The sequence below is a fragment of the Ruegeria sp. SATB045 genome, assembly GCF_059613525.1.
In genome coordinates this window covers 341927-363431 of sequence record NZ_JBXWSR010000037.1, presented here as the reverse complement: position 1 = coordinate 363431, position 21505 = coordinate 341927, and the positions used below count along the sequence as shown (strand labels likewise).

The window sequence follows — 21505 nt, the reverse complement described above, 5'->3', positions numbered from 1 at the left end:
TCCCACAACGGAATAGTTGCAAAGGCGCGCCATGGCGACCCAGAAACTCTATGCAGGCGCGAAACTGCGCGAGATGCGTACGCGCCTGACCCTGACCCAAAAGGAATTCGCCGCCAAGCTGGGGGTTTCGCTCCCTTATCTTAATCAGATGGAGAACAACAACCGTCCCATCTCGACCACGGTTGTTCTGGCATTGGCGCAGGAATTCGGCATGGACGTGACCGAGTTAAGCACCGGCGACAGCGAACGCCTTGTGTCAGACATGCGCGAAGCACTCGCCGATCCGGTTTTTGACGATGCAATGCCCCCGTTGGCCGATCTGCGACTGGCGGCATCAAATGCGCCTGCGTTGGCCCGCGCGTTTATCGCTTTGCACCGCACTTATCGGCAGACCCACGAACGGCTTGCATCGCTGGACGAAGCATTGGGGCGTGAAGATGCGCAAATTCAAGCCAGCCCCTGGGAAGAGGTCCGGGATTTCTTCCACTATTGCGACAACTACATTGACGCCGTGGATCGGGCGGCCGAGCGTTTTGCGTCAATCGCACAGGAAACCGGCGGCATTCGCGATGCGGCGATCAGCAGCCTGCGAGAAAGGGATATTCGGGTACACATTGCTGATATCAAAGAAACCCGACGGTATGACGCTGACAGCAAAACCCTGTCTCTGTCCTCGCGCAGCGCGCCTCAAACGCAGGTGTTCCAGCTTTTGCTGCAAGTCGCCCTGATAAACCAGGACAAGCTGCTCGAAGCGACTTTGGACTTTGCCAAATTCCAAACGGATGAAGCCCGCGCCATCGCCAAGATCGGCCTCGCAAACTACTTCGCAGGCGCATCCCTGATGCCCTACAGCGCATTCCTTGGAGCCGCGCAAGACTACCGCCATGATCTGGAACTGCTCAGCAACCGCTTTGGGGCTTCAATCGAACAGGTCGCTCACCGCCTTTCGACACTGCAACGTCCCGGTGCCAAGGGTATTCCGTTTTTCTTTGTCCGCGTCGATCAGGCCGGCACAATCACCAAACGCCACTCGGCCACACGCCTGCAATTCGCCCGCTTTGGCGGCGCCTGCCCCCTTTGGAACGTGCACCGCGCCTTTGAAACACCGGGCCATTTCCTGCGGCAACTAGCGGAAACCCCCGATGGCGTTCAATACATCTCGTTGGCGCGGGACGTTTCGAAATCCGGGGGATCCTTCGGCGCGCCTGTGCGTCGCTACGCCATCGCGCTTGGATGTGAAGTCCGGCACGCCGAAGCGCTCGTCTATGCAGATAATTTGGATATCAACAACGCCAGCGCCTACGAACCTATCGGAATATCCTGCCGTATCTGTGAAAGGCAGAACTGCCATCAGCGTTCGGTTCCACCACTCGAACGTCGCCTGACCATCGACGCCCATACCCGCAATACCTTGCCTTACGAAGTCACCTGAACTTCACTTAGCCTGAAATATCCCGGTGGAGGCGCGGTGTGCCGCGACGGGGGCAGAGCCCCCGCCCTTTTGGCTTATGCTTTGGACAAAATCGCCCAGATCTCATCTTTTAGAACCGCGCGTTTCTTGCGCAATTCACCTTCGGCCAAATCCTCCATGGGCTCGACATTGGTTTCGGCTCGGTGCACCACGCGGTTGATCTCATGGTATTCCTCTGCCAGCCGCGCAAAGTGAGCGTCTGATTGCTTGAGCTGGCTCATCACCTCAACTTTGTCCGGAAACTCTTCGGCCAGTTCATGCGGGGTGTTGGACATTTCTGTTCGCTCCTTAGATTAGTCGTTGCGATTCAGGTTTATAGATGTCTGCGCTACCCCGCTTTGACGCGGATCAAATCACCGCTGTGATGTCGCCCATTGAGGATGAATCCATGGTCGGTCATTGGCCTTGGGCAACGGGTTGCGCCCCAACACATGATCCGAGACCTTCTCCCCGACCATGATGGAAGGCGCATTGAGGTTGCCATTGGTAATCTGAGGGAAAACCGAACTATCGGCCACCCGCAGCCCATCCACACCGATCACGCGGCCTTCAGGATCGACAACCGCGTTTGGATCATCCGCACGCCCCATCCGACAAGTTCCGCATGGGTGATAGGCGCTCTCGGCATGTTCGGCGATGAAAGCGTTCAATTCATCATCTGTTTGAACCTCAGCACCGGGCTGGATTTCCTTGCCGGCATAAGGTTTGAACGCCTCCTGCCCGAAAATCTCGCGGGTCAGGCGGATACAGGTGCGGAAGTCTTCCCAATCCGCCTCATGACTCATGTAGTTGAACTGGATCACAGGGGCATCCTCGGCCCTTTTGGATCGCAATGTCACAGCACCCCGCGACGGCGACCGCATCGGACCAACATGCGCCTGGAACCCATGCCCCTCGGCCGCCGCCTGCCCGTCATAGCGTACGGCAATCGGCAGGAAGTGGTACTGAATGTCAGGATATTCGACACCCGGCTGCGAGCGAATGAACGCCGCGCTTTCAAACTGGTTCGATGCGCCAAGCCCGGTTTTGGTAAACAGCCACTGCGCGCCGATCAAGCCCTTGCTGATCAGGTTCCAGTGTTTATACAGCGTGATCGGCTGAAGCGACGCCTGCTGGATATAAAGCTCCAGATGATCCTGCAGGTTTGCGCCCACACCGGGGCGATCCGCAACAACCTCAATCCCATGCTCGGCCAGATGCGCGGACGGGCCAATCCCTGACAACATCAACAGTTTGGGCGAGTTGATGGACGACGCCGCCAGCACCACCTCGCGCCGGGCACGGATGACTTCAGTCTTGCCACCGCGCACAAGTTCAACTCCGGTCGCACGGCCATTCTCGATTACGACCTTCGACGCCAGACCCCGCACAATATCGCAATTGTCACGCTTGAGCGCAGGCTTCAGATACGCGTTCGCCGCCGACCAGCGCCGCCCCTTCCAGACGGTTTGCTCCATTGGGCCAAAGCCTTCCTGCTTTTCGCCGTTATAGTCGCCCGTGATCTCGTACCCTGCTTGCTGGCCCGCATCGACGAACGCCTTGAACAGCGGATTCTCGCGGGGCCCACGCGACACATGCAGCGGACCATCGGTGCCGCGCCACGCCTTGTCGCCCCCGTGCCCACCGTCGTGCCAGGTCTCCATGCGTTTGTAGTAGGGCAGCACATCCGAATAGGACCACCCATCCGCCCCCATCTCAGCCCAGGTATCAAAGTCCCGCGCGTGGCCGCGCACATAGACCATGCCGTTGATCGAGGAAGACCCTCCGATCACCTTGCCGCGTGGACAGGCCAAACGACGGTTGTTCAGATGCGGCTCGGGCTCGGACTGATAGCCCCAGTCGTAGCGCGACATATTCATCGGATAGCTCAGCGCAGCCGGCATCTGGATGAACGGTCCAGCATCCGTTCCGCCATGCTCGATCACCAGAACCGAGGCCCCTGCCTCGCTTAGCCGGTATGCCATCGCGCAGCCTGCGGAACCTGCGCCGACGATGACGAAATCTGCTTCCATTTTTGGGTCTCCGTTTCCCACCGGTGCACCAAGATTTTCCATCGAAAAACCTTGGCCGAACCGAAGGGGGTATTACTAAATCAGTCTGTTATTCTCCGCGGGGAAAGCGTTGGCTTTCCTCGACGACATTCAAGTCCATGTGGTTGCGCATGTAACGCTCGGATGCCTTTTGCAGGGGCTGATAATCCCAAGGGTAGTACCCCCCCTGCCTCAGCGCCTCATACACCACCCATCTGCGGGCTTGACTGGCACGTACATCTTCGTCGAACCGGTTTAGATCCCAACGCGCCTCGGACTTGGCACGCAGGGTTTGCAAGGTGCCTGCATGTTCAGGTTTTTCGGCGAGATTTTCCAACTCATGCGGATCGGCCTCAAGGTCGAACAACTGGTCGGGGTCCAACGCGCAACGGTTGTATTTCCACTTGCCATACCGCAGCGAAACCAGCGGCGCGTATGACGCCTCGGCCGCATATTCCATCGCCACGGGCGCAGTACGCTCGGCGCCTTTAGCCAGCGGCACGAGGTCTTCGCCATCGGTCCATGGTGCGATTTCGGCCATGTCGACACCTGCAAGCGCGCCAAGAGTCGGCGTGACGTCGATGGTCGAGACCGGTGCCTCAATCCGACCTGCTGGTAAATCGGGCGAAGAGATCATCAGCGGCACCCGCGACGAGCCCTCGAAGAAGGTCATCTTGAACCACAGGCCCCGCTCACCCAGCATGTCGCCGTGGTCCGAGACAAACAGGATCGTTGCCTCTTGCCGCGTGGTTTCCAACACTTCGAGGATTTCGCCGATCTTATCGTCCAGATACGAGATATTTGCGAAATAGGCCCGGCGGGACTCGCGGATATCGTCCTCAGAGATGTCAAAGCTACGCCAGTCATTCGCGTCGAAAATCCGTTTGGAATGCGCGTCCTGATTGTCATAGCCAAGGTCCGAAACTTCGGGCAGCAGATGCTCGCAATCCTCGTACAGATCCCAATATTTCCGACGAGCCACGTAAGGATCATGCGGATGGGTAAAGCTGACGGTCACGCACCATGGGCGATCGTCCTTGCCGCGCGCCAGATCATAGAGCTTGGCCTTGGCGTTATATGCGACCTCGTCGTCATATTCCATCTGGTTGGAAATCTCGGCCACGCCAGCACCCGTCACCGAACCCATGTTGTGATACCACCAGTCGATCCGCTCGCCCGGTTTGCGATAATCGGGCGTCCAGCCGAAATCGGCGGGGTAGATGTCAGTGGTCAGGCGGTCCTCGAACCCGTGCAATTGATCGGGACCGACGAAATGCATCTTGCCTGACAAGCAGGTATAGTACCCAGCCCGGCGCAAGTGGTGCGCATAGGTGGGGATGTCGCTGCGGAACTCGGCCGCGTTGTCATAGACGCCGGTGCGCGAAGGCAACTGCCCGGACATGAAACTGGCCCGGCCCGGCGCGCACAAAGGTGAAGCTGTGTAGGCATTGGCAAAACGCGTGGACCGCGCTGCCAGTTTCTTGAGGTTCGGTGCATGCAGCCAGTCTGCGGGACCATCCGGAAAAAGGGTCCCGTTCAACTGATCCACCATCAGGATCAGAATGTTAGGTTGTGTCATGTTTCAGCCTCAAGAAAAGTATCGAGCACACGCATCGCGTGGTTGACCGCACGTTCCGGCTTTTCAGGCGCGTTAAGGGCGGCGTGGATATACAGGCCGTCGATCAGCGCGACCATATCCTCTGCCGCCTCAATCGGATCGGACAGCAAAGGGCGCAACGCATAAATCAAGTTCGACCGAATACGCGCCTGATAGATTTGCCACAGACGCAGCGCCTCATCATTGGTTTGTGCCAGCACATAAAAGGTCATCCAAGCTGCGATTACGTCAGGCGTGAAGCAGGAAGGGGCAAAACAGGACCGGATAATCGCCTGAGCACGCTCGTTAGGTGCGGTGCCTTTCAACTCCTGCCGGGCCTCGGCCCCGAAATCCGAAAGGATACGGCGCATGGCGGCCAGGAAAATCTGGTCCTTGCCCCCGAAATAGTGATGCGCCAGCGCGCTGGACATCCCTGCTCGCTTGGCGATCTGGCTGACCGTGACATCAAGGGATTTCTTCGCCCCCAGTTCGGCAATCGTGGCTTTGACGATCGCATCCCGACGGATCGGCTCCATTCCGAGTTTTGGCATCGTTATCCCTCCACTGCGCAAGATGAAAAAACGCTAAGAGGTTTTTATTGACCCGTCAATCAATAACGCCTTATTCCTTCGGAAACAGCTACAGTTTCGGAGCGATACTGGGTGTCGTCAGGCTGCTGCGGTTCAGAACGGCTTCGCGCCAGGCAATAAAGCTGACGGCGGACAGAATCAGAGTGCCTCCGGCAACGACCCAGATGTCGACGCTTTCGTGAAACACCAGCGCACCCATGAGGGTCGCCCAGATCAGCTGCAGAAACGTGACCGGCTGCGTCACCGCCACGGGTGCCGCCTGCAGTGCCAGCGTCATGAAGTAATGGCCCAGAGTGGCAAAACTGGCGACCAGAAACAACACGCCGAGGTCATACAGACTAGGCGGCGTCCAGACGGCCGCCGCAAAGGGGATCAGCGCGAGTGTCACCCAGATCGACATATGCGCCACTACGACTGAGGGCGGCAGGTCCTGCACTAGCCGTTTGGCCAGCAAATATGACGCCCCTAACGTCAGCGAGGTCATCAGCATAGCGATATGTCCCGGCGAAACCTCTCGAAAGCCGGGCCTGAGGATGATGGCAACCCCAATCAGGGCTACTCCAATGGCAGCGATGCGGCGAAACGCCAATGGCTCGCCCAGAAACAGCGCCGCACCAAGTGTCACGTAGACCGGGGTCATGTAGTTCATCGCTGTGACTTCGGCCAAGGGTATCTGGGTCATGGAATAGAACCACAACATCACCGACACCGCGTGAACGATCCCGCGTATGCCGAACAGGGTTAAGTGCCTGCGCGACAACCGTGTCGAGACGACCAGGCGCAGTGCGGGCAAGAGGAAGACCAACCCAAAAACGAACCGCAGAAAAGCAGCCTGTATCGGATCCATGCTGGACCCCAACGACTTGACCAACGCTGTCATGACCACAAAAGACAACCCGGCCGAGAACATCCAGAACATGCCAGCAACAGGCCGAGCGGGGGCGGTAAGAGTTGTCATGTTAACGGTTCAACACTGAATACCGCTTGGGGACAAGCCCTCAGATCACGACAAGTTTGGCCGCGATCGCCAACATCACCACACCGATAATCATATCCAAGACCTGCCACGACCTGGCACGGGCGAATATCGGAGACAAAAACCCTGCCCCGTAGCCGAGCGAGAAAAAGAAGACAAAGCTTGCGGTCATCGCACCAACAGCAAAAGCCAAACGGTCCTCGTATTGGGCTGAAATCGACCCGATTAGCACAACCGTATCCAGATAAACGTGCGGGTTCAGCCAGGTGAAAGCCAGCACCGTCAGCAGCACAGACCGCAAGCCAGATCGCTGACCGCCCTCTACCTCCATCACTGCGCCCCCGCGCCACGCGGAATTCAGGCTTCGCAACCCGTACCAGGTCAGAAAAATCGCGCCCCCGTACCGCATCGCGGTTTCGAACCAAGGAACCATCTGCGCCAGCGATCCGAAACCGGCCACACCCGCTGCGATCAGGATCGCATCCGACACCGCGCAGGTTAGACACAGGGGAAATACATGCTCGCGCCGCAAGCCCTGTCTCAAAACAAAAGCATTCTGCGCCCCAATAGCAAGGATCAGGCTAAAGCCGAGCGCAAAACCGGCAATCAGAGACGTGGGCATGAGAACTCCTTAAGCTGTTGGCCAGTTGACTACGATGCCCAAGGCTGTCTATCAAATTAAAGATGTTTAGCCCGATTAAGTTTTACTAATGCTGCTCGACCCCAATCACCTGTCCGCTTTGTCTGCCATTCTGCGTCATGGCAGCTTTGAGGCCGCCGCGTCCGAGCTATCGGTCACACCTTCCGCTATTTCCCAGCGAATTAAAGCGTTAGAGGACCGGGTCGGTGCCGCCTTGATCCTTCGCGGCACACCCTGCACTGCCACCCCGGCGGGTCTGCGCATCGCCCAACACGCCGAGGACATCGGATTGCTAGAGGCCCAACTGGCACGTGAATTGACGCTGGACCAAAACACGAACCCTACGCGCGTTCGGATCGCAGTGCCTGCCGACGTGCTGGCAACATGGTTTATCGACGCCATGGCGCAGGTGGACGACATGCTGTTTGATCTTGTGATCGACGATCAGGATTATTCCGCTGACTGGTTAAAGCGCGGAGAGGTCAGCGCAGCCGTCACTATCGGAGGTCAACCTGTCGCGGGCTGTGATGCAATCGCGCTCGGGTCGTTAAGGTACTTGGCGACAGCAAGTCCGGCATTCATGCAAAGGTGGTTTCCAAAAGGGGTAAACATCGACAGTCTTGGCCAAGCGCCAAACCTGACATTTAACCGTAAAGACGGCCTGCAAAGGGCCTGGATCACTCAACAAACCGGGCGGCGCCTTTCGCCACCCTCTCACTATCTGGCTTCTTCGCATGGATTTGTCGAAGCCGCGATTGCCGGGCTGGGATGGGGGATGAACCCCGAAAGCCTTGTGAAGCCAGCGTTGCGCGATGGCAGCCTGTCCCAGTTGCTTCCGGATGCGCCTTACGATGTTCCCCTGACATGGCAAGTCGGGCGCATTCTGGCCCCGGCGCTGCACCCGTTGACCCAAGCGGTGAAACGCAGCGTAAACAGGGCCTTGCAGCCGGCATAGGTCAAGCCGAAGCCGAGCTTTCCGCCACCGGCAAAACCAGGCGATAGCAGGCAAACGCCGCGAATACGGCCACCACAACGATAAAGGCAATGGCCCAGGCGACCTCGTGCATATGCGCCACCGCGGCCAGCGCGGCGGAAAGAATAACCGCGACCAGGCGGCTGACGCTCTTAATCGCTGCCGCACCTTTGACCCGCTGATCCTTTGGGGCCACGTCCAGATAATACAGTTTTCGTGCGCTGCTGATGCCGGTCACGGCCACCGTCACGATAAACAGCGCGATGGCGTGAAGATGAACATCATGATCCAAGTGCAAGAAATGAAAGGTCAAAAGCACCGTCCCAGTGATGACGACCATAAGGTTCCCCGTCACCATGACCGCCCTATGAGACTTCATGTTCACCACCTGCCACAACGGAGCGGAAACCAGATATCCAGACGCCGAGGAAACGATCATTGCTGTCAGACCCTTGGCCGAGGCATGGTGCGCCTCAGCCGCGATCAGGGCGAAAAAGGGCACTGAAAGCGTGGCCGCGACCAGAGGCAAGCGCATGATCATGTAACGCCGGAACCACGGCTCATTGAACATCGCGGTGATGTCGGTGAAATACGTGATGAATTTGCGTTTCGGCCCGGGCGCGGCATCGCGGGTGCTTTCATCACCGCTCGCGCCTTCGAACATCGCCAGAATGGCCAGGCCCGACAGGACAAAAAAGCCCACGGACACGAAGATGATTGCTGAATGGCGCGAGAAAGGTGGGTTTTCTTTAACGATCTCATGCACTAAAAGCGCCAGACCGATGGCGCCAAGCCCTCCGACCCCTAGTTGCAGATAGCGCATGATCATGCGGGATTTGGATTGAACGTGATCGCCTAGAAGATCGGTATACATGAGCATCTGCGTCTCATCGACCAACCCGATGATGAAGAAAACAAGGACAAACGCCGCCGCGATCAGTGGCACATAACCCGTCGTCGCTACCCCCAGTGCGATCAGAAGGCAGAGGCCAACCGCGACTTCGGTCAGCGCAATGCCGCGTTTCTTGCGGTCGTGAGCCGAAATCGAACGCGCTAGGAACACATCCGCAATCACGCTGCCCACCATGCGAACCGAGACCAGCGCGCCCGCTATGAACATCGGCAATTCCAGCGAGACAGCAAGAAACGGCAGCACGATAGAGGGGCTGCCAAGCGTCCAAGCGATTTGCGACAGGATGCTTTGCCCGGTCAACACAGGCAGGTTTCGTTTCGCAGGGATCGGGGGACTGTCCGTCATGCTCTCATTGCTGTTTTACGAACAGCTTACCGAGTTTAACGCATTCCGCCAAGCACACTGAAAAGGCGCATAAAAAAACCCGACCAGAGGCCGGGTTTTCCTGATCGATTAACGACAGGATCACAGCTGAGCCATGACCTCATCCGTCGCTTCGAAATTGGTCGTTACGCGCTGTACGTCGTCATCGTCTTCCAGCGCATCGACCAGCTTCATCAGCTTTTGCATATCTTCCAGACCCAGCTCGGTCGTGGTCATGGGTTTCCAGACCAGCTTGGTGGATTCGGATTCGCCCAAGGTCTCTTCCAGCGCGTTGGATACGTCGTTCAGATCCGTATCGGCGCACCATATGATGTGACCGTCTTCCGAGCTTTCGACATCTTCGGCACCCGCCTCGATCGCGGCCTCGAAGATCGTGTCTGCATCGCCAGCGTCCGCCTGATAGACAACCTCTCCCTTGCGGTCGAACATGAACCCGACCGAACCGGTCTCGCCCAGATTGCCGCCGTTCTTCGAAAAGGTCGAGCGCACGGTTGAGGCGGTCCGGTTGCGGTTGTCGGTCATCGTCTCGACGATCACGGCGACACCGTTCGGGCCATAGCCCTCGTACCGGATTTCTTCGTATTCGTCGCCTTCACCGGCCACCGATTTCTTGATAGCGCGGTCGATCACGTCCTTGGGGACCGAATTCGACTTGGCCTCTTTCACCGCCAGACGCAGGCGCGGGTTCTTGTCGGGATCGGGATCGCCCATTTTGGCGGCCACGGTGATCTCTTTCGACAGTTTGGAAAACAGTTTGGACCGCGCGGCGTCCTGACGTCCCTTGCGGTGCTGGATGTTGGCCCATTTGGAGTGGCCTGCCATAGTGCGTCCTCGTCATCATGTTTGCGTGTTCGGCGCTCATATAGACGTTTGCGGGGGGCAGGATCAAGAGAGCGGCTTGCCCGATATCCCGTCGCGGGTATGGTGGCGACATGACAAGTGATCAAATTATTCTTTTTGCCCTTTTCGCCACAGTTTTTGGAATGCTGCTATGGGGGCGATTCCGATATGATCTTGTTGCCTTTTCGGCGTTGATGATTAGTGTTGTGCTGGGCGTTGTGCCCGTGGACAACGCATTCGCCGGGTTCGGCCATCCCGCAACCATCATCGTGGCGCTGGTTCTGGTTGTGTCTGCCGGGCTGGTGCGCTCGGGCGCGGTATTCCTGATTACGCGCTCGCTGGTCGATGCCTCGCGCGGGCTGGGCGCGCACATTGCGCTGATGGGCGGGATCGGAGCGGTCCTGTCGGCCTTCATGAACAACGTGGCGGCGCTTGCGCTTTTGATGCCGGTCGATATCCAGACCGCACGCAAGGCCGGACGGTCTGTGGGCCTGTCACTCATGCCGTTGAGTTTCGCTACCATTCTGGGTGGCATGGTCACGCTGATCGGTACGCCACCCAACATCATCATCGCCTCGATCCGAGCCGAAACTCTGGGTGAGCCGTTCCATATGTTCGATTTCGCCCCCGTGGGCGGGATCGCAGCCATTGCCGGTCTGGCTTTTGTCGCGCTGATCGGATGGCGGTTCATCCCCGATCGCGGGCCGCAAACCGAAAGCTCTGAGGCGCTGGCCGAATACATCGCCGAGCTGACCATCCCGCCGGAATCCCCTCAGATCGGCAAGCGCGTCAGCGAGTTGTACGAGGTGGCCGAGAAATCCGACGTCGCCATCATCGGCCTGATCCGCGACGGCAAGCGTCGCTACGGGCGCTCAGCCCATGCCACCCTGCACGCGGGCGATGCGCTGGTGCTGGAGGCCAGACCCGAGGCGCTGGACGAATTCCGCTCGGCGCTGAACCTTGATTTCTCTGACACGCGACGGCAGGAATTGCTGACCGCCGAGGGTGACGGCTTGGAAGTGATCGAGGTCGTCGCCACCGAAAACGCCCGTATCGCCGGGCGCACCGCCCAAGGGTTGGGGCTGGCATGGCGACAAAGCACAGTGCTGATGGGCATCTCGCGCCAGGGTCGTCAGATCACCGAACAAGTCCGCAAGACCGAGGTTGAGGCGGGCGATATCCTGCTGCTGCTCTGCCCTCGTGACCGCAGTGCGGATGTGACCGAGTGGCTGGGCTGTTTGCCTCTGGCGCAGCGCGGCCTGAACGTCACCGAGAATGACAAGGCGTGGCTGGCCATTGGCCTGTTCGGTGCGGCTGTTCTGGCCGCCAGTATCGGGCTGATTTACCTGCCCGTTGCGCTGGGTCTGGTTGTGGTCGCCTATGTGCTGACCAAGATCATGCCCATCACCGATATCTACAACCATATCGAATGGCCCGTCGTGGTACTGCTGGGCTCGATGATCCCGTTGGGCAGCGCGCTCGAGACCTCGGGCGGAACAGAACTGATTGCGAATGCTCTGATCCAGCTGACCAACGGCCTGCCTGCATGGGCCATTCTGACGGTGCTGATGGTGGTCACGATGACCTTGTCGGATGTGCTGAACAACACCGCCACCGCCATCGTCGCCGCTCCTGTGGGCATCCAGATGGCGCGCACGCTGGAGGTCTCGCCCGATCCGTTCCTGATGACGGTGGCCGTGGCGGCCTCGGCCGCGTTCCTGACGCCCATCGGGCACAAGAACAACACGCTGGTGCTTGGCCCCGGCGGCTATCGCTTTGGCGATTACTGGCGCATGGGACTGCCGTTGGAGGTTCTGATCATCGCCGTTTCAGTCCCCTCGATCCTTGTGTTCTGGCCGCTGTGACGGATAAAGGCTGCTTATGAAACGATTTCTGATCCTGCAATTGCGCCCTGAGACGGACGCCTCGGATGCTGAGTATGCCTCGATCCTGGACAAAACCGGGCTAACGCCCGAGCGAACGCATCGCATCCGTCTGGATTGCGAAAATCTGCCTGAGGGGCTCGACGTAACCGATTACGCAGGCGTGATCGTCGGCGGAGGCCCCGGCTGCGTCAGCGATGATCCCGCAACGAAATCTGACGTAGATGCCCGCGTCGAGGCGTCGATCATGGGATTGATGCCGCAGATTACTGCGCAGGACCATCCCTTCATGGGGTGTTGCTATGGCTTAGGCATTCTGGCCGCCCACCTTGGCGGGGCGGTCAGTAAAGAAAAATACGGTGAACCCGTCGGGCCTTCGGCCTGCCACGTGACCGAGGACGGTATGCAGGACCAGCTAACAGTAGGGCTGCCCGTAACTTTCGACGCGTTTGTCGGCCACAAAGAGGCGGTTCAGGCACTGCCCGAAGGATGCGTGCACTTGCTGGCTTCTGACCCCTGCCCGTTTCAGATGATCCGTTTCGGCCAGAACGTCTATGCGACGCAGTTCCATCCCGAGGCCGAGGCAAAGGACTTTGAGGAACGCATCAATATCTACAAGCATCACGGCTATTTTCCACCAGAGGATGCCCAGCGCCTGATCGACATCTGCCACGCGGCCGACGTCACCCAGCCGGCACTGATCCTGCGCCGTTTTGCGGAACGCTATGGCTGACCCAACGGCGCGGTTGCGCAATTGCGGACCGCTCGCATAGGCTGACCGGAACGGCTTTGGGAGGAGTTGTTCTTGGATCTACTCATTTCTGTCGGCCTGCCCCTGTCGCTGGCCATTATCATGCTATCTCTGGGCGTAGGACTTGAGATTGCAGATTTTCGCCGCGTCCTGACACGCGGCTACCCCTTTGCTATCGGCGCGCTGTGTCAGGTCGTGCTGCTGCCAATAGCGGCCTTTGCCACAGTCAAACTGTTCGCGCTGCCGCCCGAAATTGCGGTGGGGTTTATGATCCTCAGCTTCTGCCCCGGCGGTGTGACTAGCAATATCCTTTCCAAACTGGCCAAGGGGGACGTGGCCCTGTCGGTCAGCCTGACGGCAGTGATCAGCCTGTTGTCGATGCTGACAGTGCCGTTTCTGGCTGCGTGGTCGATCGCGCATTTCATGGGGGCCGACGCCCCCGAGGTCTCGATCACCGGACTGGCAATCGCCATGTTCCTGATCACCACCCTGCCCGTCGCAATCGGTATTGGCATCCGCCATTTCGCAACTGGATTTGCAAACCGGATCGAGAGCGGCTTGTCCAAGTTGGCAACGGTCTTGTTCGTGCTCGTGGTTCTGGCTGCATTGGCCGCCAATTGGCAGACATTCACCGAAAATCTCGGGATCATGGGCGGCAGCCTGATCACCCTGAACATTGCACTACTGCTGATCGGTCTGGGGATTGCCAAAGCCGCGAACTTGTCATGGGATGAGGCTAAGACCGTCTCAATCGAAACCGGCATTCAGAACTCGACCCTTGGCATCACGCTGGCCGCGCTGATCACTGGCACCGAAAGCGGATTTAGCCCGCTGGCCCTTCCGTCGGCCGTTTACGGGATCACGATGTATGTCGTGGCCGTGCCCTTCCTCCTATGGTTCCGCCGAAAGGACGTCGCATGACCAATAACACAGCAGATGCCATCGTCGTTGGGGCCGGTCTGGCGGGGCTGGCTGCCGCTGCCGAGCTGGGCGACCGGGGTAAAAAGGTCATCATCGTCGATCAGGAACCGGCGCATTTTCTGGGCGGGCAAGCATTCTGGAGCCTTGGCGGGCTGTTCATGATCGACACCCCGGAACAGCGCCGCATGGGTATCCGCGACAGCCACGACCTGGCCTTGCGCGATTGGATGGGCAGCGCGCAGTTCCACCGGGATGAGGACGCATGGCCGCGCAAATGGGCCGAGGCTTATGTGGAATTCGCCGCAGGTGAGATGCGCCCTTGGCTGCACGATATGGGCCTGCGCTGGTTCCCTGTGGTCGGCTGGGCTGAGCGCGGCGGGTCTTATGCGGATGGGCATGGCAACTCGGTCCCGCGGTTCCACATCACATGGGGCACCGGGCCGGGCGTATTGGAACATTTTATCCGCCGCGTGCGCGAACATGTGGATAACGGGCTGATCCAGATGAAGTTCCGCCATCAGGTCAGCCATATCATTATGCAGAACGGCTGCGCCAAGGGTGTCTCGGGCGAGGTTCTGGCCGATGACACCGCCCAGCACGGGGCCAAGACCAACCGCGACGAAGTGGGTGAGTTCGAGGTCTACGCGCCCTCGATCATCGTAAGTTCCGGCGGGATTGGCGGCAATTTCGAGATGGTACGTAAGAACTGGCCCCGTGAACGGCTGGGAGAGCCGCCAAAGGACATGGTCGCAGGTGTCCCCTTTCACGTTGATGGCCGTATGATTGCCATCAGCGAGAAAGCAGGCGGTCACGTGATCAATGGCGATAGGATGTGGCACTACACCGAAGGCGTGCGGAACTGGGATCCGATCTGGCCATCGCATGGCATCCGCATCCTTCCCGGACCAAGCTCTATGTGGTTTGACGCGACCGGCAACCGGATGAAGCCGCCCTGTTTACCGGGGTTTGACACGCTGGGTACGCTAAAGGAAATCCTGAAAACCGGCTATGAATACAGCTGGTTCGTGCTGACCCAGAAGGTGATAAAGAAGGAATTCGCCCTGTCAGGGTCCGAACAGAACCCCGACATGACCGAAGGCGGTTGGCGCGAAGTGCTGTTGCAGCGGATACTGACCGGATCAAAAGCCACTGCCCCGGTCGAGGCGTTCAAACAGCATGGCGAGGATTTCATTGTCGCCAATACGCTCAGCGAGTTGGTGCGTGGCATGAACCAGATGGGGGAGGCCCCAATCGACGAGGACCATCTGCGCGCCCAGATCGAAGCGCGGGATTCACAGGTTGATAACCCCTTCACCAAAGATGCCCAGATGGCTGCCATTCTGGCCGCGCGCAACTATCGTGGCGACCGGCTGATCCGCACCGCCAAGCCGCATAAGTTCCTTGATCCGAACAACGGTCCGCTGATCGCGGTCAAACTGCACGTTCTGACGCGCAAGACGTTGGGCGGGCTGCAGACCAACCTCGACAGCCAAATGATCGGTACGGATGGTCAGGTCGTCCCCGGCCTGTTCGCGGCCGGAGAAGTTGCGGGCTTTGGCGGCGGTGGATACCACGGATACAACGCGCTGGAGGGCACGTTTCTGGGCGGTTGCATCTTCTCGGGCCGCAATGCGGGACGCTCGCGCGCTGTGGCCTGATTACTGCGCGCGGACGAATTTCAGAACGGGCTCTCCTGCCGCGTCCAACAGCACAAGGCTGTCTCCGGCCATTGCATAGCGGGTCACAGTCTGGAGCGCGGCAAGGAATTGATCTTCGACCTCTTCAAGCTCGGGCGGGCATGCCATCAGGGTCGCAGCCATGTTGTCAGGGAAATTCAGGCTGTCACCACTGATTTCGGCCTGGCCCGAGAACCTGTTGCACCCGCCGGTACCGCCGAACGCGCCGCCCTGCGCAAAGGTAATCTGAGGCGGGCGTTTCGCGTCCACCACTTCTCCGTTAATGCCGATTGCTGTCCAGTTGGTGCCATCCAGACTTGCGGCTGGTTGCGAAGGCACCTTCACCAACAAAAGATCTGCCGTATCCCCGGCTCCTCGCGTCAGCACTGGGTTCACCGTATCTGTTGTGAACAGCAGTTTGTTGCCATGGTAGATTGAGCCTCGGACGGCATATGTCCGGCCATCTTGAATCAGCGCGTCATCATAGGTCAGCTGGTAGTCGGCAGGGACACTGGTCAACGCATAGCGCTGAGACGCAAGCGTCACTGCAGGCGCATCAGCCAGAGAAATATCCTGCAGTTCGACGTAAAGAGTCGCGTCCGGAAGCACTGCGATCCGCTCGCGATATGTGGCGGTCCCGGTAACGGTGCCCGCATGGCTTTGACTTCCCAGAATGGTCAGCGCAACTGCGCCAACGACGATGGCCTGGCCGAGCTTCGGAAAAGGCATGTTCCAATCCTTTCACATTCCTATTTGATAAAAAGATCGTGACTTGATCAGCGTTTACAAGCCCCCGGCATTTTATTCGGCAATTACGTGCCGTCGCTACAGCGGCCAGATCAGCGGAATCAGTAGCGACGCCAGAAGCCCCACGGTCAGGTTCAACGGCACACCCACCTTCAGAAAATCGGTGAACCGATAACCGCCGGGGCCGTAGACCATCATGTTGGTCTGATACCCGATTGGCGTCGCAAACGAGGCCGAGGCCGCCACCATAACCGCCACCACGAGCGGGCGCGCATCAATGCCCACCGCCTGCGCCAGACCGATGGCAATCGGCGTCACGACCACGGCCACCGCGTTATTTGACACAAGCTCGGTCAACACCGAGGTCAGCAGGTACACGGCCCAAATGATCAGGAAGGGCGGTAGAGAGCTTAAGCCGGGCGCAACCGCTTCGACAATCAGGGACACCGCACCAGATTTATCCAGCGCTGCGCCAATCGCCAGCATCGAGAAAATCAGCGCCAGCAGACGGCCTTCGATAAAGGAAAACGCCTCATCCGCGTCGATGCAGCGCGTCAGCAACACCACCGCAACCGCGATGATCGACAACAGCAGGATCGGAGCAACGCCAAGCGCCGCCAGCACGACTATGCCAACAAGTGACCCGATCGCAATAGGCGCGTGACTGCGACGGAAAGCCCGAGCCGAAGGCTGCGAGACGTCTACCATATCCATATCTGCGGCCAGTTTCTGAACATCCTCAGGCGAGCCTTCCAACAGCAGCGTATCCCCCACGCGCACAACCAGATCATCCAACTGCCGTCCGATATTCTGGTTCCGGCGATGCACAGCCAGCACATACACACCATAGCGCCGACGCAGACGCATCGCGCCCAGAGTTCTGCCCACCATTCGGCAACCGGGGGTGATCAAAACTTCGACCGTCTTGGTTTCGACCGCCGAAACCTGATCGACGCGCTTCAATTCCTTGTTGCTCTGAAGGCTCAGCAACTCGGTCATCTCGGTGCGCAAAACCACGCGGTCACCCAGCTTAAGCTCAACGCCCTTGAGGTTGCGACGCAACGATTCATCGCCCCTAACCACGTCGATCAGACGCACGCCGGGACGTTTGAACAGCTGCACTCCTGTCACTTCGCGCCCGATCAGGTTGCTTTCTGGGGGAATAACTGCCTCGGTAAAGAACTTCATCTTCGAGCGGTCGCTTAGAAGTGAAGCCATGCTGTCGCGATCCGGTAGCAGGCGCGGCGCAATGAACCGCAGATAGACCATGCCGTAGATCACTAGTGCGATGCCCAATGGCGTGACCTCGAAGATGGTAAACGGGGCCATGCCCTGCGACCGGGCCACACCATCCACCAACAGGTTGGTCGACGTGCCGATCAAGGTCAGCGTCCCGCCCAGAATCGCCGCATAGCTAAGCGGGATCAGCAGCTTTGAGGCCGGCACGTTCAGCGTCCGCGCAATCTGCACAAAGACCGGGATCATCACCACGACCACGGGCGTATTCGACACCACGGCCGAGGCCAAAACGACAAAAGCCATCAGAAGACCGATAGCAAAGCGCGGGTTCACCTGCGCCTGCTTTTGCGCGGTGGAGGTAAACGCATCCAGCGCGCCGGTACGCACAAGCGCCCCCATGATGATGAACATCGCTGCAATGGTCCACGGCGCGGGGTTGGACAGCACGGCCAGCGCGCTTTGGTAAGGCAAGATACCGGTCAGCAGCATGACGGCCACGCCGCCAATAGCCACCACTTCAGTTGGGTAGATCTCGCGCAGGAACATGATGAACATGCCCGCGACAACCATCAGCGCCAGTATCGCGCTGCCCGTCTCTGTCAGTTGGATGAATTGCATTCCTGTTGTGTCCGACCTCTGGCCCGGCGGTCAGTTTCACGCATTGCGCGAGACAGAGCAAGCCTTACTGCGGCCCCGCCTGCTGCAATCGCCCGCCAACACGCACCATATGCACAGATTTTGCCTGCCCGTCGCGATCATCAGTCTCGACAAACACGCCGCTTAAGGTGGCCTCGCCATTGGCGGGGGTGAACCGCGCCTTGGGCATCCCGGTGATAAAGCGGCGCATCGGCTCGACCTTATCCATACCTATGACCGAGTCGTAGTCGCCGCACATCCCCGCATCGGTCAGATAGGCCGTCCCGCCGGGCAGAATCTGCGCGTCACTTGTAGGCACATGGGTGTGCGTGCCGACCACAAGGCTGGCGCGCTTGTCGCAATAATGGCCCATCGCCATCTTTTCCGACGTCGCCTCGCAATGCATATCGACAATGATCGCATTCGCCTGCCCGCCGCGCGGGTGGGACTTCAGGATCGGCTCAACACCCGAGAACGGATCGTCAAAGGGCCGCTTCATAAAGACTTGCCCCAGCACCTGCACCACCAGCACCTTGCGCCCCCCCGGCGCGTTGAACAAACGATGCCCCCGCCCGGGCGCCCCCTTGGCGAAGTTTACGGGGCGCACGACGCGTGGCTCTTTCTCGATGAATTGCAGCATGTCTTTCTGGTCGAACGCATGATCGCCCAGCGTCAGGCAATCGGCCCCCGCATCCAGCAGCAGCTTGGCGTGATCGCCGGTTAGCCCCATCCCGTTCGAAGCGTTCTCGCCATTGACCACAACAAAATCCAGCCGCCATTCATCGCGCAGACGTGGCAAATGTTGTTGAATGGCCGCGCGTCCTGCACGGCCCATAACGTCACCCAGAAACAATATTCTCATACGAACCGTCCTAAGTGTGGCCTCGGCCAAGCACAAGTGGTTAAACTGCCGCCATAACGCAGGGAAACATATTGCATCAGGAGACATTCATGACCCGCTACATTCTCTCGGCCGCTTTACTTACCCCGTTGGCTGCCTGTGACCCCACCCCTGGGCCTGAGGTCGGACTGGCCAATCCTGCGGCTACGTTCTGCGTCGAAAAAGGCGGCACATATGATATCGTGGACGGCGCCGAGGGACAGACCGGAACCTGCACCCTGCCCGACGGGTCAAAACAAGACGCGTGGGAGTTCTTCCGCGCAGAAAACATGGGCTAACTTAAAACGTCAGAACCCGGCTTTCGGTGATCACCATATCCAGCGGTTGATCTGTCGGTTCCAGCGGCAGCCCTTCCGCTTCTTGAGCATCAAAGGCGAACCCGATGGCCAGCGTCGGGCGTTGGGCGCGCAGCCCTTCCAGCGTGCGGTCATAAAACCCGCCCCCATAGCCCAGACGCCCGCCTTGTGCATCAAACGCCACCAGCGGCACGATTAGTATCTCGGGGTCGAAATAGTCGTCGACCTCGGGCACTTTGGCGCCGAACGGGCCGTCTTTCAGTGCGCCCTCGGGCGTCCAGCGGGAAAACTTTAGCGGCTGCGCGGCGGCTTGAATGACAGGCACGCCGACCGGGCCATAGGCCGAAGCCTCGGCCATAGCGGGCAGTGGATCAATCTCGGTGCGGATGGGCATATAGCCCGAGATCGGTACGCCCCGGTACCCAGCCAGCACTTCGGATAAACGTCCGGCCGCACCGGGCAGCCGCGCGTCAAACGCGGCCTTGCGGCGCGCAAAAGCCGCCTTACGCGCGGCGGCTTTGATTTCGGTCAGATCGGTCACAGTAGCACCACGCTGGCAAGCCCCAGAAAGATGAAGAACCCCATGACATCCGTGGTGGTGGTCACAAAAGTCCCCGACGCCAGCGCAGGGTCAACGCCCAGACGGTCCAGCACGACCGGTACTACCGTACCTGCAAAGCCCGCGATGACCATGTTCACGACCAAGGCCGACCCGATCACGACACCCAGCATCGGAGAATCGAACCACATCATCCCCACTGTGCCCAGCACGACGGCAAAACACAGCCCGTTCAGCATCCCCACCAGCAATTCCCGCCGGATCACCCGCATCACGTTTGCCGCCGTCAAGTCGCGCGTGGCCAGCGCCCGTACCGCCACGGTCAGCGACTGCGTGCCCGCATTGCCGCCCATCGAGGCCACAATCGGCATCAGAATGGCCAGCGCCACCAGTTGATCAATCGCCGCCTCGAACTGCGAAATCACCAACGAGGCACAAATAGCCGTACACAGGTTCACGGCCAGCCACGGCAGACGCCGCTTGCTGGTCGCCGCCACACTGTCCGAGATCGAGCTTTCGTCACTGACCCCAGCGAGACGCAGGATATCTTCCTCGTGTTCTTCATCCAGCACGACCATGGCGTCGTCGATGGTGATCACACCGACCAACCGCCCGTCGCCATCCACCACCGGGGCCGAGATCAGGTGGTATTGGTTGAACGCATAAGCCACGTCTTCCTCGTCCTGATCCACGGGGATGGTGTGAAACTCTTCTTCGGCGATGTCATGCAGAGGAACCTCACGCCGCGTCGCCATCAGCTTGCCCAAAGTCACCTGCGCCACCGGCTTGAGGCGCGGGTCGACCAGCACCACGTGATAGAACTGCTCGGGCAGATCATCGTTGGCGCGCATGAAGTCGATGGCCTGCCCTACCGACCAATGCTCGGGGGCCATGACCACCTCGCGCTGCATGAGGCGACCGGCCGAGTTCTCGGGGTAGGACAGCGCCTGCTCGGCAGCGACACGTTCGGAATCCTCCAGTACGTCAAGAATGGCTTCCTGCTGAGGCTCTTCGAGGTCTTCCAGAAGGTCGACCACATCATCGCTTTCCATGTCGCGCACAGCGTCGGCCAGAACGTCCGGGCGCAGGACGCCGATCACCTCTTCACGGATCGCCTCATCCAGTTCAGACAGGATGTCGCCGTCGAATTCTTTGTCATAAAGCCGGATCAGGCGGGCACGGTCGTAAGGGTTGATCTGTTCCAGCAAGTCGGCGATGTCGGCGGCGTGCAGCGGCTCCATCAGTTCGACCAGCTTGTCGCGGTCATCTACGTCAACCGCGTAAAGAATGGCCGCCACGGTCCGCCGGTCCAGCGCATAGACGTCCTCATCGCTGGTTGACTCGGTTACGGGTTCATCAAAGCCTGTGGTCATGTCTGCCCCCGTGTTCTGGTCATTGGCCTCTAATTAGAAGAAGCAGCTACCGGAAAACAATGACAATGCGGCGATTTACCGACAAGTTTCGCCGCCCTATGGTGTTTCC

At 59.2% G+C, this 21505-nt stretch carries 20 protein-coding genes; 7 read left to right on the top strand and 13 right to left on the bottom strand.

Annotation, left to right across the window (positions count from 1 at the left end; translation table 11 throughout):
• The first annotated feature begins 31 nt into the window (after nucleotides 1-31).
• Nucleotides 32-1432, top strand: coding sequence for a helix-turn-helix domain-containing protein (locus AC2FNR_RS21450; RefSeq protein ID WP_480496876.1), 1401 nt, complete (start codon nucleotides 32-34; stop codon nucleotides 1430-1432).
• Nucleotides 1433-1506: 74 nt separating this feature from the next.
• Here the strand turns inward: AC2FNR_RS21450 and AC2FNR_RS21445 are convergent, their stop codons facing one another.
• The 6 genes from AC2FNR_RS21445 to AC2FNR_RS21420 form a co-directional block, all read right to left on the bottom strand.
• Nucleotides 1507-1746 carry an HP1242/YdcH family protein gene (locus AC2FNR_RS21445; RefSeq protein WP_170352480.1) on the bottom strand — a complete coding sequence of 80 codons (240 nt, stop codon included), beginning with the start codon at nucleotides 1744-1746 and terminating at the stop codon, nucleotides 1507-1509.
• A gap of 78 nt (nucleotides 1747-1824) precedes the next feature.
• A complete protein-coding gene (betA, locus tag AC2FNR_RS21440; RefSeq protein ID WP_496851347.1) occupies nucleotides 1825-3483 on the bottom strand; it encodes a choline dehydrogenase in 1659 nt (552 codons plus the stop codon).
• Nucleotides 3484-3571: 88 nt separating this feature from the next.
• On the bottom strand, nucleotides 3572-5080 hold the full coding sequence (betC, locus tag AC2FNR_RS21435) for a choline-sulfatase (protein ID WP_496851345.1): 1509 nt from the start codon (nucleotides 5078-5080) through the stop codon (nucleotides 3572-3574).
• Nucleotides 5077-5649, bottom strand: a complete 573-nt coding sequence (gene betI / locus AC2FNR_RS21430) for a choline-binding transcriptional repressor BetI (protein ID WP_496851344.1) — start codon at nucleotides 5647-5649, stop codon at nucleotides 5077-5079. The genes betC and betI overlap by 4 nt, the downstream gene beginning before the upstream one ends.
• 88 nt (nucleotides 5650-5737) lie before the next feature.
• A complete protein-coding gene (locus AC2FNR_RS21425) occupies nucleotides 5738-6646 on the bottom strand; it encodes a DMT family transporter (protein ID WP_496851343.1) in 909 nt (302 codons plus the stop codon).
• A gap of 40 nt (nucleotides 6647-6686) precedes the next feature.
• On the bottom strand, nucleotides 6687-7286 hold the full coding sequence (locus tag AC2FNR_RS21420; protein ID WP_496851342.1) for a LysE/ArgO family amino acid transporter: 600 nt from the start codon (nucleotides 7284-7286) through the stop codon (nucleotides 6687-6689).
• A gap of 88 nt (nucleotides 7287-7374) precedes the next feature.
• Between AC2FNR_RS21420 and AC2FNR_RS21415 the strand changes: the two genes are divergently transcribed.
• Nucleotides 7375-8259, top strand: a complete 885-nt coding sequence (locus AC2FNR_RS21415; protein WP_496851341.1) for a LysR family transcriptional regulator ArgP — start codon at nucleotides 7375-7377, stop codon at nucleotides 8257-8259.
• Nucleotide 8260: 1 nt separating this feature from the next.
• Here AC2FNR_RS21415 and AC2FNR_RS21410 read toward each other — a convergent pair whose 3' ends face one another.
• Both AC2FNR_RS21410 and AC2FNR_RS21405 read right to left on the bottom strand, forming a co-directional pair.
• Nucleotides 8261-9535, bottom strand: a complete 1275-nt coding sequence (locus AC2FNR_RS21410) for an MFS transporter (protein WP_480867705.1) — start codon at nucleotides 9533-9535, stop codon at nucleotides 8261-8263.
• 120 nt (nucleotides 9536-9655) lie between these two features.
• Nucleotides 9656-10396, bottom strand: coding sequence for a YebC/PmpR family DNA-binding transcriptional regulator (locus AC2FNR_RS21405; RefSeq protein ID WP_496851339.1), 741 nt, complete (start codon nucleotides 10394-10396; stop codon nucleotides 9656-9658).
• 110 nt (nucleotides 10397-10506) lie between these two features.
• Here AC2FNR_RS21405 and AC2FNR_RS21400 point away from each other — a divergent pair, with 110 nt between their 5' ends.
• The 4 genes from AC2FNR_RS21400 (at nucleotide 10507) to AC2FNR_RS21385 (ending at nucleotide 15627) form a co-directional block, all read left to right on the top strand.
• Nucleotides 10507-12279, top strand: coding sequence for an SLC13 family permease (locus tag AC2FNR_RS21400; protein WP_496851337.1), 1773 nt, complete (start codon nucleotides 10507-10509; stop codon nucleotides 12277-12279).
• 16 nt (nucleotides 12280-12295) lie between these two features.
• Entirely contained in the window at nucleotides 12296-13030 is a 735-nt protein-coding gene (locus AC2FNR_RS21395; protein WP_496851335.1) for a glutamine amidotransferase, read from the top strand.
• Nucleotides 13031-13102: 72 nt separating this feature from the next.
• Nucleotides 13103-13969, top strand: a complete 867-nt coding sequence (locus AC2FNR_RS21390; RefSeq protein ID WP_170753192.1) for a bile acid:sodium symporter family protein — start codon at nucleotides 13103-13105, stop codon at nucleotides 13967-13969.
• Nucleotides 13966-15627, top strand: coding sequence for an FAD-binding dehydrogenase (locus AC2FNR_RS21385; RefSeq protein WP_496851333.1), 1662 nt, complete (start codon nucleotides 13966-13968; stop codon nucleotides 15625-15627). The genes AC2FNR_RS21390 and AC2FNR_RS21385 overlap by 4 nt, the downstream gene beginning before the upstream one ends.
• On the opposite strand, the gene AC2FNR_RS21380 is transcribed toward AC2FNR_RS21385, so the two are convergent.
• From AC2FNR_RS21380 to AC2FNR_RS21370, 3 genes are all read right to left on the bottom strand, one after another.
• Entirely contained in the window at nucleotides 15628-16374 is a 747-nt protein-coding gene (locus tag AC2FNR_RS21380; protein ID WP_496851331.1) for an META domain-containing protein, read from the bottom strand.
• A 96-nt stretch (nucleotides 16375-16470) separates the two neighbouring features.
• Complete coding sequence (locus AC2FNR_RS21375) at nucleotides 16471-18249, bottom strand: SLC13 family permease (protein WP_496851329.1); 1779 nt, start codon at nucleotides 18247-18249, stop codon at nucleotides 16471-16473.
• 64 nt (nucleotides 18250-18313) lie between these two features.
• Entirely contained in the window at nucleotides 18314-19129 is an 816-nt protein-coding gene (locus AC2FNR_RS21370; protein ID WP_480867715.1) for a TIGR00282 family metallophosphoesterase, read from the bottom strand.
• An 89-nt stretch (nucleotides 19130-19218) separates the two neighbouring features.
• Here AC2FNR_RS21370 and AC2FNR_RS21365 point away from each other — a divergent pair, with 89 nt between their 5' ends.
• Nucleotides 19219-19446, top strand: a complete 228-nt coding sequence (locus AC2FNR_RS21365) for a putative hemolysin (protein ID WP_170352464.1) — start codon at nucleotides 19219-19221, stop codon at nucleotides 19444-19446.
• A 1-nt stretch (nucleotide 19447) separates the two neighbouring features.
• On the opposite strand, the gene AC2FNR_RS21360 is transcribed toward AC2FNR_RS21365, so the two are convergent.
• Together AC2FNR_RS21360 and mgtE are read right to left on the bottom strand one after the other, a co-directional pair.
• Nucleotides 19448-20005 carry a 5-formyltetrahydrofolate cyclo-ligase gene (locus tag AC2FNR_RS21360; RefSeq protein ID WP_353393724.1) on the bottom strand — a complete coding sequence of 186 codons (558 nt, stop codon included), beginning with the start codon at nucleotides 20003-20005 and terminating at the stop codon, nucleotides 19448-19450.
• Nucleotides 20002-21396 carry a magnesium transporter gene (mgtE, locus tag AC2FNR_RS21355; RefSeq protein WP_496851327.1) on the bottom strand — a complete coding sequence of 465 codons (1395 nt, stop codon included), beginning with the start codon at nucleotides 21394-21396 and terminating at the stop codon, nucleotides 20002-20004. The genes AC2FNR_RS21360 and mgtE overlap by 4 nt, the downstream gene beginning before the upstream one ends.
• Nucleotides 21397-21505 lie beyond the last annotated feature (109 nt).

Coding starts and splice junctions, on each gene's coding strand:
- mgtE (WP_496851327.1), bottom strand. CDS start 21,396: ATGACCACAGGCTTTGATGAACCCGTAACCGAGTCAACCAGCGATGAG.
- AC2FNR_RS21380 (WP_496851331.1), bottom strand. CDS start 16,374: ATGCCTTTTCCGAAGCTCGGCCAGGCCATCGTCGTTGGCGCAGTTGCG.
- AC2FNR_RS21395 (WP_496851335.1), top strand. CDS start 12,296: ATGAAACGATTTCTGATCCTGCAATTGCGCCCTGAGACGGACGCCTCG.
- AC2FNR_RS21365 (WP_170352464.1), top strand. CDS start 19,219: ATGACCCGCTACATTCTCTCGGCCGCTTTACTTACCCCGTTGGCTGCC.
- AC2FNR_RS21420 (WP_496851342.1), bottom strand. CDS start 7,286: ATGCCCACGTCTCTGATTGCCGGTTTTGCGCTCGGCTTTAGCCTGATC.
- AC2FNR_RS21415 (WP_496851341.1), top strand. CDS start 7,375: ATGCTGCTCGACCCCAATCACCTGTCCGCTTTGTCTGCCATTCTGCGT.
- AC2FNR_RS21410 (WP_480867705.1), bottom strand. CDS start 9,535: ATGACGGACAGTCCCCCGATCCCTGCGAAACGAAACCTGCCTGTGTTG.
- AC2FNR_RS21375 (WP_496851329.1), bottom strand. CDS start 18,249: ATGCAATTCATCCAACTGACAGAGACGGGCAGCGCGATACTGGCGCTG.
- betC (WP_496851345.1), bottom strand. CDS start 5,080: ATGACACAACCTAACATTCTGATCCTGATGGTGGATCAGTTGAACGGG.
- AC2FNR_RS21405 (WP_496851339.1), bottom strand. CDS start 10,396: ATGGCAGGCCACTCCAAATGGGCCAACATCCAGCACCGCAAGGGACGT.
- AC2FNR_RS21425 (WP_496851343.1), bottom strand. CDS start 6,646: ATGACAACTCTTACCGCCCCCGCTCGGCCTGTTGCTGGCATGTTCTGG.
- AC2FNR_RS21370 (WP_480867715.1), bottom strand. CDS start 19,129: ATGAGAATATTGTTTCTGGGTGACGTTATGGGCCGTGCAGGACGCGCG.
- betA (WP_496851347.1), bottom strand. CDS start 3,483: ATGGAAGCAGATTTCGTCATCGTCGGCGCAGGTTCCGCAGGCTGCGCG.
- AC2FNR_RS21445 (WP_170352480.1), bottom strand. CDS start 1,746: ATGTCCAACACCCCGCATGAACTGGCCGAAGAGTTTCCGGACAAAGTT.
- AC2FNR_RS21450 (WP_480496876.1), top strand. CDS start 32: ATGGCGACCCAGAAACTCTATGCAGGCGCGAAACTGCGCGAGATGCGT.
- AC2FNR_RS21400 (WP_496851337.1), top strand. CDS start 10,507: ATGACAAGTGATCAAATTATTCTTTTTGCCCTTTTCGCCACAGTTTTT.
- betI (WP_496851344.1), bottom strand. CDS start 5,649: ATGCCAAAACTCGGAATGGAGCCGATCCGTCGGGATGCGATCGTCAAA.
- AC2FNR_RS21385 (WP_496851333.1), top strand. CDS start 13,966: ATGACCAATAACACAGCAGATGCCATCGTCGTTGGGGCCGGTCTGGCG.